Origin of the sequence: Pseudomonas sp. MTM4 (assembly GCF_019355055.1) — a bacterium.
GTDB lineage: Bacteria > Pseudomonadota > Gammaproteobacteria > Pseudomonadales > Pseudomonadaceae > Stutzerimonas.
In genome coordinates this window covers 780,132-793,406 of the sequence record NZ_CP048411.1, presented here as the reverse complement: position 1 = coordinate 793,406, position 13,275 = coordinate 780,132, and the positions used below count along the sequence as shown (strand labels likewise).

Here is a 13,275-nt window from a genome sequence, read left to right as displayed (position 1 = left end):
CAAAGGAAGCCGCGATGACCCTGCCAGCCATGACCCGCGCTGAGTTCGAGCAGGCGCTGCGCGCCAAGGGCGACTACTACCACATCCACCACCCGTTCCACCGCGCCATGTACGAAGGCCGCTCGACCCCTGAGCAGATCCAGGGTTGGGTGGCGAACCGCTTCTACTACCAGGTGTGCATACCGGTGAAGGATGCCGCGATCCTGGCCAACTGCCCGGATCGCGATACCCGGCGCGAATGGGTACAGCGCATCATCGACCATGATGGTGTGCCCGGCGAGGAGGGCGGCATCGAAGCCTGGCTGCGGTTGGCTGAAGCCGTGGGGCTCGAACGCGAACAGGTGCTGTCGCAGGAACTGGTGCTGCCGGGCGTACGTTTTGCGGTGGATGCCTATGTCAACTTCGCGCGTCGTGCGGTCTGGCAGGAAGCGGCGAGCAGCTCGCTGACCGAGCTCTTCGCTCCGACCATCCATCAGTCGCGCCTGGATGCTTGGCCGCAGCATTACAGCTGGATCGATCCGTCCGGTTACGACTATTTCCGCAAGCGCCTGAAAGAAGCGCGCCGCGACGTCGAACACGGCCTACGCATCACGCTCGAGCACTACACCACTCGTGAGAGTCAGGAGCGCATGCTGAACATTCTTCAATTCAAACTCGACGTCTTGTGGAGCATGCTGGACGCCATGAGCATGGCCTACGAACTGGACCGCTCGCCGTACCACACCGTGACCCGCGAGCGCGTCTGGCACAACGGCATTACGTTTTGACACTTCGGTAGGTCGGGCCGGCGGCGCTTCGCTTCGGTAGTAGGGTGGGCTTCAGCCCACCACGAAGCCCGCTCAAACGAATCGATTCACAACCAGGCTAAGCCACCGCCTGTCCACTGGCGAGACAACGGACCATGAGTGACATCCAACTGACCCAGATCCCTGCCTTGCGCCGCGGCTTCCGCTTCCAGTGGGAACCTGTGCAGAAATGCCACGTGCTGCTCTATCCCGAAGGCATGATCAAACTCAACGAGAGCGCCTCCGCGGTACTGGCTGAAGTTGACGGCGCGCGTACCGTCGGCGCCATCGTCGCCGATCTGCAGGTGCGCTATCCCGAGGCGGAAGGGATCGAAGAGGATATCGTCGCATTCTTGGAGGTAGCCGTTGAGCGGTTCTGGATCGAGCTTCGCTAAGCCGGGCTGCGAACCCGGTCCGCCGCTATGGCTGCTTGCCGAGTTGACTTATCGCTGCCCGTTGCAGTGCCCGTATTGCTCGAATCCGCTGGATTTTGCCCGCAGCCGTGACGAGCTGAGCACTGCCGAGTGGATCGAAGTATTCCGCCAGGCGCGCGAGATGGGTGCGGCACAGCTGGGATTCTCGGGAGGCGAACCGCTGGTGCGTCAGGACTTGGCCGACCTGATCAAGGCGGCGCGGGACCTTGGCTACTACACCAACTTGATCACGTCGGGCATCGGCCTGACCGAGGAAAAGATCGCCTCGTTCGCCGACGCTGGCCTCGACCACATCCAGATCAGTTTCCAGGCCGCCGACGAAGAGGTGAACAACCTGCTCGCCGGCTCGAAGAAGGCTTTCGCGCAGAAACTGGCCATGGCGCGTGCGGTGAAAGCCCACGGCTATCCGATGGTGCTCAACTTCGTCACCCATCGGCACAACATCGACAACATCGAACGCATCATCCAGCTGTGCCTGGAGTTGGAAGCGGACTTCGTTGAACTCGCCACCTGTCAATTCTACGGTTGGGCCGAGCTGAACCGCGCCGGGCTGTTGCCGAGCAAGGCGCAGCTGGAGCGGGCCGAGCGCATCACCAACCAGTGGCGCGACAAGTTGGCCGCCGAGAATCACCCCTGCAAGCTGATCTTCGTCACGCCCGATTACTACGAAGAGCGGCCGAAGGGCTGCATGAACGGCTGGGGCAACCTGTTTCTCGACATCACGCCCGACGGCACTGCGTTGCCATGCCACAGCGCGCGTCAGTTGCCGATCAGCTTCCCCAACGTGCGCGAGCAGAGCATCGAGCAGATCTGGAAGCACTCGTTCGGCTTCAACAAGTTTCGCGGTTTCGACTGGATGCCTGAGCCTTGCCAATCCTGTGACGAGAAGGAGAACGACTTTGGCGGCTGTCGCTGCCAGGCTTTCATGCTTACTGGCGATGCCGCCAATGCCGACCCGGTGTGCAGCAAATCCGCCCATCACGGCGTAATTCTCGCCGCGCGCACCGAGGCCGAGCAGACGCCGCGCGGGCTGGATGAGCTGACCTTCCGCAACGAGAAGGCATCGCGGCTGATCCTCAAGGTTTGAGACCGTTACGTTACCGCCGACCGGAGCCAACCGAACGATGAACAAAATCCCATACGGCTTCTGGCCCAGTGACTGGACTGCCGAGAAAGCCGCCTCGGCGAGCCGAGATTTCGCCGAGATCAGGGCAGGGCACGGCGGGCTGTTCTGGATCGAGTATCAGCCAACGGATGCTCGCTGCACCCTTTGGTACTGGCGAGACGGGCGGGCTGTCTGTGTGACACCGCCAGACGTATCGCTTCGCAGCCGGGTCTATGAATATGGTGGCGGAGCCTTCTGCCTGACGGATGCAGGCGTTGCGTTCGTCAATGAGAAGGATCAGCAGATCCATCTGCAGACCATCGCGGACGACGCACACGAGCCCCTTGCACTCACGCAGCGGCCCGATTGCCGCTACGGTGATCTGCAGTTCGATTCTCAGCATGCCGCCATCGTGGCGGTCGAGGAGGACCACGCCGGCGAGCGCGTGGAGCATCGGCTGGTCAGTTTCTCGCTGAGTGCCGGCCAGCGCAGCGTTATCGCCGAAGGTGCAGACTTCTACTCGTCGCCAACGCTCGATGCCGAAGCCCGGCGCATGGCCTGGATCCAGTGGCAGCGCCCCGAGCAACCCTGGACCGCAACCAGCCTCTGGATGGCCGAGCGCGACACCGATGGCACATGGCAGACGCCGCAATGCCTGGCCGGACGCGAAGGTGATGAATCCCTGCAACAACCACGCTTTGCATCGGATGGCACGCTTTACTGCCTGAGCGACAAAGCAGGCTGGTGGCAGCCCTGGCGGGAGCAGGATGGCCGATTGGTCCCGGCGCTCACGCCTGCGAATGGCGAGTCCGGGCCCGATGTGGTTGGCCCGGCGCAGCTGGCATTCGACCATGCGCCCGCCCCGTGGCAGTTGGGCACAAATAGCTATTTGCCGCTTGCCGAAGGCGGCCTGCTACTGACGCGCATGGTCGACGGCTACGGCCTGCTGTTCGAGCGGGACGCCGGGGGCTGCGAGCGCCAACTGGCGATGGCATTCAGCCGGTGCCGGCAGCTGGCTGCCGATAATCGGAACTACTACTGTATCGCCGCAGCCGTCGATCGCGCGCCAGCGCTGCTGGCCATAGACCGGCGAACCGGCCAGGCCAACATCATCGCGGGTGGCGAGCAGCCGCTATCGACCGACGCCTTGTCGCGTCCGCGGTCGCTCAGTTTCGTCACCGGGCGTGACGAAACTGCTCACGCATTCTTCTATCCGCCGCGCAATGCCAACTGCCGGAGCCTGGACGGCGAGCGCCCACCGCTGGTGATCTTCTTGCACGGCGGGCCGACGTCGGCCTGCTATCCGGTATTCGATCCGCGGATCCAATACTGGACCCAGCGAGGATTTGCCGTGGCCGATATCAACTACCGAGGCAGCAGCGGTTTCGGTCGCGCTTACCGGCAGCGGCTGCGCGGGCAATGGGGTGTTGTCGATGTGGAAGATGCACGCGCCGCCGTCAGTGCGCTGGCTGAGGATGGGCAGATCGATCCGGCCCGCACCTTCATTCGCGGTTCGAGCGCCGGCGGCTTTACCGCGCTCTGCGCGCTGGCATCCGATGCCGGCTTCAGTGGTGGCGCCAGTCTTTATGGTGTCAGCGACCCGTTAGCGTTGCGGCGCGTCACGCATAAGTTCGAGGCGGACTATCTGGACTGGCTGATCGGCGATCCGCAGCGTCATGCCGAGCGTTACCGTCAGCGCGCCCCGCTGCACAATGCGGCGCAGATCAAGGTGCCGGTGATCTTCTTTCAGGGCGGGCAGGACTCGGTGGTGCTTCCCGAACAGACCGAATCAATGGTGGCGGCGCTTCGTCAGAGAAACATCCCGGTCGAGTACCGTCTTTATCCGCAAGAACATCATGGTTTCCGGCAGGCAAGCAATCTGGCGGATGCGCTGGAGCGTGAGTGCCGTTTCTATCAGGGGCTGCTTGCTAAGCGTGCGGCGGAGCGGCCATAAGTCGGCTCTAGCTCAGGTCGCTCGCGGTGCGAACATGATGATTGCCATGCCGAGGAAGGCGACTGCACAGCCGAGCAAATCCCAATGAGTTGGCCGAACGCCATCCACCAGCCATAACCAGAGCAGCGCTACGCCCACATAAACGCCGCCGTACGCGGCATAAACCCGGCCCGCGGCGGTCGGGTGCAGTGTCAGCAGCCATGCAAAGAGTGCTAGCGACAACGCGGCGGGCACCAGGAGCCAGGCGCTTTTGCCGTGCTTGAGCCAGAGATAAGGCAGGTAGCAACCGACGATCTCGGCAACAGCTGTGACGGCAAATAGTGCGAAGGTTTTAAGCATGAAAGTCTCTTGGTGACCCGTTGCGTTGATCGAAGTCCTGGGGGGAGTGCACCGCCCGAATCCGTGCTCAACAGTATCAACCAGCCTGTGCCTTACGTGAGCGGCGTGGTTGTGATGGCTGAATCGAATGTCGAGTAGTCGTGGTGTCACGGATCAGCTGACATTCTGAAATCCGAGCAACAACAGCGAATAACCGACCGAGCCGATGAGAAAGGCGCCGAAGCGGCTGTTGCGCTCTTCCGGCAGCTCCTCTTTGAGCACGTTCAATATGATCGAGCCACCAATAAATGCGGTCAGCGCCGAAACGGCCAGTTCTGAAACATCGGTCATGGCCCCGAAGCCCCACCCAGCCAGTGGCATCATCGCGAGTACCCAGCGGCCCCGGCGTTTGAACAGATCTTTGTGGTCGCTTTGCAGCGCGAAGTCATTGACCAGAAAGTGCATCCCCATCGCGACGCAGTAGAGCAGCAGCGAGTACGGTTTGTCATTCGCGCCATGCGTCAACAGGTAACCAATCAGCCCGTTATAGAGGGCGAAGGCAGCGATGTGCAGCCAGAACAACCCGGCATGGGACTCTTCATGTTCCTCCAGCTCGCTCCGGTGCTTCTTTATCAAGCGCTCCAAGCCATAAAAAGTGGCGAGGCCAAGCAATGACAGCAGATAGGCGTGATGCTCGAGGTAATTGAGTAGCCAGATATCGCTACCGTCTATCACTTCCTGACCTCGGGCCAGTTCCGGCAAGAGGTGAGCGAAGACATATGCCACCGAAACGCCACCGGCCAACGAAAGCCAACGGCTACGAGGCAGATGGCCAAGTGTGCGCAGGCGCCCTGCGAGCAGGTGGACGGCAGCCAGGAGGAGGGCTGCAATGAGACTTTCGAACAAAAAGAGGTACCGGTGACGAGAGCGATATTGACCATAGTTCGGACTGGTACGCCTGCCTATCCGTTCACACAGGGTTCCTGACACTAGGCCAAGGGCGTGATGTCATCTGGCCATTTTGCGATGTATGGTCTGGGTAAGGCGGTGAGTTTTTGTTAAAGTCCGCCGCTTATGAAGCGAGCAGTCAGCCAGCTTTGAATTTGCACTGAAGAGGTGTCTGCTTGATTAGGGTGCTGGTGGTCGATGACCACGATCTAGTACGCACAGGCATTTCCCGAATGCTCGCCGATATCGATGGCCTGCAGGTGATTGGGCAGGCTGAATCGGGCGAGGCGGCGATCAAGAAGTCGCGTGAACTCAAGCCGGATGTGGTCCTGATGGACGTCAAGATGCCGGGCATCGGCGGCCTTGAAGCCACCCGTAAGCTCCTGCGCAGCCATCCTGATATCAAGGTCATCGCTGTCACCATCTGCGAAGAAGATCCCTTCCCGACGCGACTGCTGCAGGCAGGTGCCGCCGGGTATCTAACCAAGGGCGCGGCGCTCGATGAGATGATTCAGGCGATCCGCATGGTATTTGCGGGTCAGCGCTACATCAGCCCGCAGATCGCCCAGCAGCTGGCGCTCAAGTCATTCCAGCCCAAGGTCAACGGATCACCTTTCGATCTTCTCTCCGAGCGAGAAATCCAGATCGCCCTGATGATCGCGAACTGCCAGAAGGTCCAGGCCATCTCTGACAAGCTGTGCCTGTCGCCGAAAACCGTCAACACCTATCGTTACCGTATCTACGAGAAGCTTTCGATTACTAGTGACGTCGAGCTGGCGCTGCTCGCTGTCCGTCACGGCATGGTCGACACCATCAATTGATGAGCGGCTTCGATTCCTCCGCATTTCTGGCTTCGTGCAGCGGGCGTCCCGGCGTCTACCGAATGTTCGATGCTGACGCCAAGCTGCTTTATGTAGGCAAGGCGAAGAATCTGAAGAAGCGCCTGGCGAGCTATTTCCGCAAGACTGGGCAGGCGCCGAAAACAGCCGCGCTGGTGGCCAAAATTGCCCAGATCGAAACCACGATCACGGCGAACGAAACCGAAGCGCTGTTGCTCGAACAGACTCTGATCAAACAGTGGCGCCCGCCGTACAACATCCTGCTGCGCGACGATAAGTCCTACCCCTATGTATTTCTTTCGAGCGGGGACTTCCCCCGTCTCAGCATCCACAGAGGTGCGAAGAAGGAGCCGGGACGTTATTTCGGCCCGTACCCCAGCGCCGGTGCGATTCGCGAAAGTCTGAGCTTGCTGCAGAAGGCGTTCTTTGTGCGTCAATGCGAAGACAGCTATTACCGCAACCGCACCCGACCCTGTCTGCAGTATCAGATCAAGCGCTGCAAGGCGCCCTGCGTGAATCTGGTCGACCCGGAAGAATATGCCGATGACGTCCGGCATTCCGTGATGTTTCTGGAAGGGCGCAGCAATGCGCTGGCCGAGGAACTGTCGAAAAACATGGAAAAAGCGGCGATGGCGCTTGATTTCGAGCGCGCCGCGGAAATCCGCGACCAGATCGGCATCCTGCGTCGCGTGCAGGATCAGCAGAGCATGGAAGGCGGTAGTGGCAACGTCGACATTGTTGCGGCGGTCGTAAGCCCAGGCGGTGCCTGCGTGCACCTGATCAGCGTACGTGGCGGACGAGTACTGGGCAGTAAGAATTTCTTTCCACAGGTCGCCATTGAAGAGAGCGTCAGTGAGGTCCTGCAGGCCTTTCTCGAGCAGTATTACCTTGGCTCCATGGAGCGCGATTTACCGTCGGAGCTGATCGTCAATACGGTCCATGAAGACTTCGATACGCTGATTAACGCGATTTCAGAGCTGCGTGATGTGGAGCTAACCATCAGCCACCGTGTTCGCGGCACGCGCGCACGCTGGCAACAGCTGGCGCTGACCAACGCCGAGCAGGCGCTGGGTGCGCGCTTGGCGAATCGTCAGCATCTGGCTGCACGGTTCCAGGCCCTGGCCGAGGCGTTGGATCTCGAGGAGCCGCCGACACGGCTGGAGTGCTTCGATATCAGCCACTCCAGCGGCGAAGCGACCGTCGCGTCCTGTGTAGTGTTCGGTCCGGAAGGGCCGCTGAAGTCCGATTACCGCCGTTACAACATCGAAGGCGTTACCGCGGGCGATGACTATGCGGCGATGCACCAGGCGCTCTCTCGCCGGTTCAAGAAGGCCGTCGAGGGGGAGGGCAAGCTGCCTGACATATTGCTGGTTGACGGTGGCAAAGGGCAGCTCAACATGGCCCGCGAGGTGCTGCAGGAGCTCGCCGTGCCGGAGCTGATCCTGCTGGGCGTGGCCAAGGGTGTTACCCGGAAGCCGGGTCTGGAAACGCTGTATCTCAACGACGCAGCCCATGAATTCACCTTGCCAGGCGACTCCCCGGCACTGCACCTGATTCAGCAGGTTCGCGACGAGGCCCACCGTTTCGCCATTACAGGCCACCGCGCACGACGTGGAAAAGCACGAATGACTTCTACGCTTGAAGGTGTGGCAGGGATCGGGCCGAAGCGCCGCCGCGAACTGCTGAAGCACTTTGGAGGTCTTCAGGAACTCAGCCGCGCCAGTCTCGATGAAATCGCCAAGGCGCCCGGTATCAGTAAAAAGCTTGCCGAGTCGATTTATGCCGCTCTGCACAGTGAGTAGAATCACCCTCTAAATCCGCGGATCAGTGGTATCGATGAACATTCCAAATATTCTCACCGTGCTGCGTGTGCTGCTGATACCCATCATCATCCTGCTGTTCTATCTCCCATTTCAGTGGAGCTATCTGGCGTCGAGCGCGGTGTTTGCCATCGCAGCGGTAACCGATTGGCTGGATGGTTATCTCGCTCGCAAGCTCAAGCAGAGTACCCCCTTCGGTGCGTTCCTCGATCCGGTCGCAGACAAGCTGATGGTGGCGGTAGCCCTGGTGCTACTGGTCGAAGAGCATTCCAACCTCTGGCTGACTTTGCCGGCGGCCATCATCATCGGTCGGGAGATCGTGGTATCAGCCCTGCGAGAGTGGATGGCCGAGCTGGGTGCGCGAGCGCAGGTAGCCGTATCCAACCTGGGCAAGTGGAAAACTGCGGCTCAGATGGTTGCGCTCATCATCCTGCTGGCCAACCCGCCACTGGCGACCATCTGGGTCGGGCTTGGCTACGCATTGCTGATCGTCGCCGCCGCTCTGACGTTGTGGTCGATGGTCAATTACCTGATGGCCGCCTGGCCTCATCTCAGCCCTACGGAAAAGAAATAAAACTTTTTAATCAAAGGCTTGACGCGGCGTGCTGAAACTATAAAATGGCGCCCGTCATCAAGACGACGCGGGAATAGCTCAGTTGGTAGAGCACGACCTTGCCAAGGTCGGGGTCGCGAGTTCGAGTCTCGTTTCCCGCTCCAATTTGTTGACGATGGCGCCGCAGTATGCGGCGTCTTCGTTTTGAGGCCGGTTGGCAGAGTGGTTATGCAGCGGATTGCAAATCCGTGTACGCCGGTTCGATTCCGACATCGGCCTCCATTAATAAAAAAACCGTAAGCGCAAGCTTGCGGTTTTTTTATGTCTGCGATTCAGCGCGGACGCTAGGTAACTACTCGCCACCGATAGAACATTGCCTGCTCCACGAGGCTTCGACTAGAGCGACCACGACATACGGATGTCCGAGTCAGGATCAGCAAGGAATATCTGCGCTGAAGAGATACGCCAATCAGTGTCTGGAAACTGGTGTGGTCAAGCGCCGTTCGGGTTGCACCTGGGCGGGGGGCTGGTTATAGTCCTGCGCCGCGATCACGCATCGCGCTCCGTCCCGCCCGGATGGCGAAACTGGTAGACGCAAGGGACTTAAAATCCCTCATCCGAAAGGGTATGCGGGTTCGATTCCCGCTCCGGGCACCATGGACGTGGTTAGCACGATGTGCACGCTGATAGAAACCGGCCTTTGCAGCCGGTTTTTCCGTTTCTGCGGTCCGCTGAATGCTCGCGGGCTGCAGTGACCAACGGCACCTATCTGCTTGAACGCAGAAGCCCATCAATCCTCTTATCTGTACAGAACAACAGCAGAGGTGAGTGATGAGCGTCGATAGTCAAGATCAGCAACCGCTGAACGAACCCCGTACGAATGCCCAGGCCGAGGGCGACGATGGCATGGTGATTCCTGGTTCTGCGCCACCGTTGAGTCCCGGGCGCACCGATGTGAATCCGGATGACCAGGCGGGCGTCGACGAGCTGCCAGGAAATGAACTGGAAACTCCGCGGGATGGGTCGGATGTCCCCATCGAACGCGAGACACCTGATATCGACGTTGACAATGCCGAGATGGATGACGCACCTGACCCACGCTAGCGTCAGTGCCCGATGCAACGAAAAACCCGCAAGGATCGCTGTACTTGTCCCGAGCCGCGTCTGACGGTAGCAGCCAATGAGGCCCGCCGAGCCGCAGGTGCCGGGCGGCCAGTCTCGCTCAACCACATCGAGCCGAATTATCAATGAATAGCCTAAGCAGGCAATGCGCCGTTATCCTCGCTCCGGCGGTCTTGCTGATCGGCTGCAGCGCCATTGAAACCGTGTCCCCGGCAGACGGCACCGACGAATATGTATTCACTTGCACCAAGGTTGCGGGACAACCGGGCTGCGCGACGCGTGCGCGCGAAGTCTGCCCGGAGGGCTACGAAACCCTGAGCAGAGAAGAAAACTTCGATCGCAAGGAACTACGGGTTCGCTGCACCGGCGAGGGCGGCGAGGAGATCTGACAGCCGCACCGAACAGCCGCCGATGTGGCAGATGCTCGGTGGTGAAGGCGGAGGGCTATTCTGCTATGCCGAGCAAATCCTGGGCCTCTCCCAGCACCTCGAGCGATTGTTCATGCTCACCAGCCTTATGCAGCGCCTCTCCTTCGGCGCGCAGCTCTTTGACACGGGTCAGAGTAGCGGGGTCGCTTGGCGGATTTGTTTTCAGGTGCTCGTCGATCTTTGCCATGTCCATCGGGCAATGCATCGCCCAAAGGGGCATGCTGACGACGGCGGCTGCGATGGACAGAATGATGCGGCGCATGGTGTCGATCTCCTTAGAGGGGGCTTCATCAGTATAGGAGCCGCCTGGGAGCGGTGCGGTTTTCAGATATAAGGTTGGGACAGAGAATTAGGGTCGCCGCATAGTTATCGTACAACTACTGGGCTATGATACGGCTTACTTCGCTTCAAAGAGATCGATGTGTCCATGGAAAACCAGAGCATCCAGCCACGCGTTCGCCGAAAGCATCGCAGCCTTGCACAGGAGTTGGTGACCGAATTGTCCCAACAGATACGCGATGGCGTTATCAAGCGTGGAGACAAGCTGCCTACCGAATCTGCAATCATGCAGGCGCAGGGGGTGAGCAGGACGGTGGTGCGGGAAGCGATTTCACGGTTGCAGGCGTCCGGGCTGGTGGAAACTCGCCATGGCATAGGTACTTTCGTGCTCGACACGCCGAGTACGACTGGGCTGCGCATCGATCCGGCGACCATCGGCACGCTGCGTGACGTGCTTTCGATCTTGGAGCTGCGTATCAGCCTGGAGGTCGAGTCGGCAGGATTGGCGGCGACACGCCGAACACCGGAGCAGTTGGCGGCGATGCGGGCGTTTCTGGATTCGCTGCAGCAGAGTGCAGCGCTTTCCAGCGAAGCCGCCGTGTCGGACTTTCAATTCCATCTGCAGATTGCCGAGGCGACCGGTAATCGTTATTTCACCGACATCATGAATCACCTGGGTACGGCGATCATCCCACGCAGTCGCCTCAACTCGGCACGCCTGGCTCACGATGACCAGCCGCACTATCAACAGCGCCTCGGTCGCGAGCATGAGCAGATCTACGACGCCATCGCGCGCCAGGATGCTGAATCCGCCCGCGCCGCGATGCGTCTGCACCTGACGAACAGTCGCGAGCGGTTGCGCCAGGCGCACGAGGAAGCTGAGACCGAGCCCAACTGAGAGATTTCGCCGCTGTCTCTGGGTAGCTCCGAACCGGTTCCTACAGGGGCTTCGTTCGAGCGGGCGGGCTCCAAAAATTAACTTCTGGCTTCGCCACTCACCAAAAGCGGGGTGTTGCTCATGAGCAACACCTGATCTTCCCGCTGAAGCTCATTCCTGCCTGGCTACTCCCTGCTGGCGCGAAGCCGATACCGTCAGGCCTTCTTCATCGACCAGTAGCTTGGCCTGAACAGATCCCGTTCACCGAGCAACACCACGCCCGCCGCGAAGGCACACAGCATCAACGCGATGTACAGGCACAACTGGAGCAATCCGTGCGGCGTGGGTAGCCAGTGCAGTAGAGCCGCAACGGTAACGCCTGTGGTGATCCAACGCAGGAGTACGCTCGGAGCCAGGCCCGTCGGCGATGCACGATAAACATATAGCCCCATGAACAGCGCCTGCAGTGCCGCTCCGCTGGAAAAAGCGAACGCCAGGCCTTCAGCACCGTATGGGCCGTAGAGCAGCGCATCGAGGCTGATGGTGAGCGCAGAGCTGACAAGCGTGATCACCAGAAACAGCCGTGACTGATGCTGAGCAAGCAGGGTGCGGCCCCATAACAGCGCCAGTCCCATCGCCGGCAGGCCAAGTGAATAGAGAACCACCAGCGATGCAGTGGCATCTGTTTGCGCAGCGCCGAATTGGCCTCGCTCCAGTAGCACCGACACCACGGGCTGCGGAAATGAGCAGAGCACCACCGTGGCCGGGACCAGGAAGAGCAGAGTGGCCAACAACCCTTTGCGTATCACTGCGGCGTGGCCAATGTAATCACCGTCATTCCAGCTCGAGACGAAGCGGGGGAACAGCACCGATAGCACTGACAACGCGTAGAGCGTAAGCGGGATGGTGACGATGCGGAATGCAAAAGACAGCATGGTGATGCTGCCTTCGTCGAGATAGGAGGCGAACATCCGTTCGGCAAGAATGCAGCCTTGTTGTGCCCCAGCGGCTAGCAGGACCGGCGCGAAGGCCAGGCCGAAGCTACCGCGGTGCCCCTCCGTTTCAACGCTTTCACTTCCACGCAGATAGGCAATCCGCCTGTGCTGCAGCCAGATCAGCGCAAGCTGCGGCAGCAGCATGCCGATGAAGATCACCATCCCGGTGGGCTGGAACAGCAGAATTCCGATGATCGCACCGGCGTTGAGCAACACCGTGCGCGTCATTGGCAGAATGAAGATCTCATCCATGTTGAGGAGTGCGCCCTGGCAATACAGAACGGCCTGAACGGCAATCAGCGCTGCACCTACACAGAACACAATCTGGCCGGTGGCTACCTGAGCATCGGACCAACCGGGCGCCAGAAGATTGAGGATCCAGTAGCTGCCTGCGATGGCGACGGCACTTACCGCCGCCCCCATTCCCATCACGCGCCAATAGAGCCAGCGGCTGACGGTCTCGAACAGGGCTTGGGATTGACTGCGCAACTTCTGTAAGTACGGGATCATGGCGTCGCGAAGGGCGAGGCCGAGGAAGTTCTCGAAGAACATCGGCAGGATCAGCGCAACGAAAATCAGGTCGGCTTCCCAGCTCAGGCCGAAGGCCTTGGCGATGAACAGGTCGCGCAGAAAACCGAGAAGAAAGCTGGCGACAGTCAACGCCAGGATTACCAGTGATGCGTTCATTCCTTGATCCTGTGCAGGCCATTATCGGACGGCCTGATGAATAGCGGCATATCGCACCAGATGCGATGAATCGACAGAAGCCAGGTTCGCCAGCTGTCGAGTGAACGGTACATAGACTGGATGGCTCAAAC

General features: G+C 60.1%; 14 protein-coding genes and 3 tRNA genes. 13 read left to right on the top strand and 4 right to left on the bottom strand.

Annotation, left to right across the window (positions count from 1 at the left end; genetic code table 11):
• Window positions 1-14: 14 nt before the first annotated feature.
• The 4 genes from pqqC to GYM54_RS03555 all read left to right on the top strand — a co-directional run bounded on the left by pqqC (window position 15) and on the right by GYM54_RS03555 (window position 4,278).
• Window positions 15-767, top strand: coding sequence for a pyrroloquinoline-quinone synthase PqqC (gene pqqC / locus GYM54_RS03570; protein ID WP_197445085.1), 753 nt, complete (start codon window positions 15-17; stop codon window positions 765-767).
• A 134-nt stretch (window positions 768-901) separates the two neighbouring features.
• Complete coding sequence (pqqD, locus tag GYM54_RS03565; protein ID WP_197445084.1) at window positions 902-1,180, top strand: pyrroloquinoline quinone biosynthesis peptide chaperone PqqD; 279 nt, start codon at window positions 902-904, stop codon at window positions 1,178-1,180.
• A complete protein-coding gene (gene pqqE, locus GYM54_RS03560; protein WP_197445083.1) occupies window positions 1,152-2,306 on the top strand; it encodes a pyrroloquinoline quinone biosynthesis protein PqqE in 1,155 nt (384 codons plus the stop codon). The genes pqqD and pqqE overlap by 29 nt, the downstream gene beginning before the upstream one ends.
• A 37-nt stretch (window positions 2,307-2,343) precedes the next feature.
• Window positions 2,344-4,278, top strand: coding sequence for a S9 family peptidase (locus tag GYM54_RS03555; protein ID WP_197445082.1), 1,935 nt, complete (start codon window positions 2,344-2,346; stop codon window positions 4,276-4,278).
• Between the two features lie 12 nt (window positions 4,279-4,290).
• Here GYM54_RS03555 and GYM54_RS03550 read toward each other — a convergent pair whose 3' ends face one another.
• Both GYM54_RS03550 and GYM54_RS03545 read right to left on the bottom strand, forming a co-directional pair.
• A complete protein-coding gene (locus GYM54_RS03550) occupies window positions 4,291-4,617 on the bottom strand; it encodes a YnfA family protein (RefSeq protein ID WP_197445081.1) in 327 nt (108 codons plus the stop codon).
• A gap of 153 nt (window positions 4,618-4,770) precedes the next feature.
• Window positions 4,771-5,502 (bottom strand): hypothetical protein, encoded by a 732-nt coding sequence (locus GYM54_RS03545; protein WP_131648989.1) that lies wholly within the window; start codon window positions 5,500-5,502, stop codon window positions 4,771-4,773.
• A 218-nt stretch (window positions 5,503-5,720) separates the two neighbouring features.
• Between GYM54_RS03545 and uvrY the strand changes: the two genes are divergently transcribed.
• The 8 genes from uvrY to GYM54_RS03505 all read left to right on the top strand — a co-directional run bounded on the left by uvrY (window position 5,721) and on the right by GYM54_RS03505 (window position 10,267).
• The gene (gene uvrY, locus GYM54_RS03540; protein WP_131648857.1) at window positions 5,721-6,365 is read left to right on the top strand and encodes a UvrY/SirA/GacA family response regulator transcription factor; all 645 of its coding nucleotides are present in this window, start codon (window positions 5,721-5,723) and stop codon (window positions 6,363-6,365) included.
• Window positions 6,365-8,185: an excinuclease ABC subunit UvrC gene (gene uvrC / locus GYM54_RS03535; RefSeq protein WP_371924032.1), complete on the top strand. Its 1,821-nt coding sequence runs from the start codon at window positions 6,365-6,367 to the stop codon at window positions 8,183-8,185. Before uvrY ends, uvrC begins: the two co-directional genes overlap by 1 nt.
• 34 nt (window positions 8,186-8,219) lie before the next feature.
• The gene (pgsA, locus tag GYM54_RS03530; protein ID WP_131648855.1) at window positions 8,220-8,777 is read left to right on the top strand and encodes a CDP-diacylglycerol--glycerol-3-phosphate 3-phosphatidyltransferase; all 558 of its coding nucleotides are present in this window, start codon (window positions 8,220-8,222) and stop codon (window positions 8,775-8,777) included.
• A gap of 67 nt (window positions 8,778-8,844) precedes the next feature.
• Window positions 8,845-8,920 (top strand) — tRNA-Gly (locus tag GYM54_RS03525).
• Between the two features lie 44 nt (window positions 8,921-8,964).
• Window positions 8,965-9,038, top strand: a tRNA-Cys gene (locus GYM54_RS03520).
• A 288-nt stretch (window positions 9,039-9,326) separates the two neighbouring features.
• A tRNA-Leu gene (locus GYM54_RS03515) sits at window positions 9,327-9,413 on the top strand.
• Window positions 9,414-9,587: 174 nt separating this feature from the next.
• Window positions 9,588-9,860 carry a hypothetical protein gene (locus GYM54_RS03510; protein ID WP_181103496.1) on the top strand — a complete coding sequence of 91 codons (273 nt, stop codon included), beginning with the start codon at window positions 9,588-9,590 and terminating at the stop codon, window positions 9,858-9,860.
• A 143-nt stretch (window positions 9,861-10,003) separates the two neighbouring features.
• Complete coding sequence (locus GYM54_RS03505; protein WP_131648853.1) at window positions 10,004-10,267, top strand: hypothetical protein; 264 nt, start codon at window positions 10,004-10,006, stop codon at window positions 10,265-10,267.
• Window positions 10,268-10,322: 55 nt separating this feature from the next.
• On the opposite strand, the gene GYM54_RS03500 is transcribed toward GYM54_RS03505, so the two are convergent.
• The gene (locus GYM54_RS03500) at window positions 10,323-10,568 is read right to left on the bottom strand and encodes a hypothetical protein (RefSeq protein ID WP_131648852.1); all 246 of its coding nucleotides are present in this window, start codon (window positions 10,566-10,568) and stop codon (window positions 10,323-10,325) included.
• A 165-nt stretch (window positions 10,569-10,733) separates the two neighbouring features.
• Between GYM54_RS03500 and GYM54_RS03495 the strand changes: the two genes are divergently transcribed.
• Window positions 10,734-11,483: a FadR/GntR family transcriptional regulator gene (locus GYM54_RS03495; RefSeq protein WP_131648988.1), complete on the top strand. Its 750-nt coding sequence runs from the start codon at window positions 10,734-10,736 to the stop codon at window positions 11,481-11,483.
• A 194-nt stretch (window positions 11,484-11,677) separates the two neighbouring features.
• On the opposite strand, the gene murJ is transcribed toward GYM54_RS03495, so the two are convergent.
• Window positions 11,678-13,144 carry a murein biosynthesis integral membrane protein MurJ gene (gene murJ, locus GYM54_RS03490; RefSeq protein ID WP_197445080.1) on the bottom strand — a complete coding sequence of 489 codons (1,467 nt, stop codon included), beginning with the start codon at window positions 13,142-13,144 and terminating at the stop codon, window positions 11,678-11,680.
• Between the last annotated feature and the right edge of the window lie 131 nt (window positions 13,145-13,275).

Bases quoted from the DNA above. Each gene is read 5' to 3' on its own strand.
- pqqC (WP_197445085.1), top strand. From the start codon at position 15: ATGACCCTGCCAGCCATGACCCGCGCTGAGTTCGAGCAGGCGCTGCGC.
- pqqD (WP_197445084.1), top strand. From the start codon at position 902: ATGAGTGACATCCAACTGACCCAGATCCCTGCCTTGCGCCGCGGCTTC.
- GYM54_RS03555 (WP_197445082.1), top strand. From the start codon at position 2,344: ATGAACAAAATCCCATACGGCTTCTGGCCCAGTGACTGGACTGCCGAG.
- GYM54_RS03550 (WP_197445081.1), bottom strand. From the start codon at position 4,617: ATGCTTAAAACCTTCGCACTATTTGCCGTCACAGCTGTTGCCGAGATC.
- uvrC (WP_371924032.1), top strand. From the start codon at position 6,365: ATGAGCGGCTTCGATTCCTCCGCATTTCTGGCTTCGTGCAGCGGGCGT.
- pgsA (WP_131648855.1), top strand. From the start codon at position 8,220: ATGAACATTCCAAATATTCTCACCGTGCTGCGTGTGCTGCTGATACCC.
- GYM54_RS03510 (WP_181103496.1), top strand. From the start codon at position 9,588: ATGAGCGTCGATAGTCAAGATCAGCAACCGCTGAACGAACCCCGTACG.
- GYM54_RS03505 (WP_131648853.1), top strand. From the start codon at position 10,004: ATGAATAGCCTAAGCAGGCAATGCGCCGTTATCCTCGCTCCGGCGGTC.
- GYM54_RS03500 (WP_131648852.1), bottom strand. From the start codon at position 10,568: ATGCGCCGCATCATTCTGTCCATCGCAGCCGCCGTCGTCAGCATGCCC.
- GYM54_RS03495 (WP_131648988.1), top strand. From the start codon at position 10,734: ATGGAAAACCAGAGCATCCAGCCACGCGTTCGCCGAAAGCATCGCAGC.
- murJ (WP_197445080.1), bottom strand. From the start codon at position 13,144: ATGAACGCATCACTGGTAATCCTGGCGTTGACTGTCGCCAGCTTTCTT.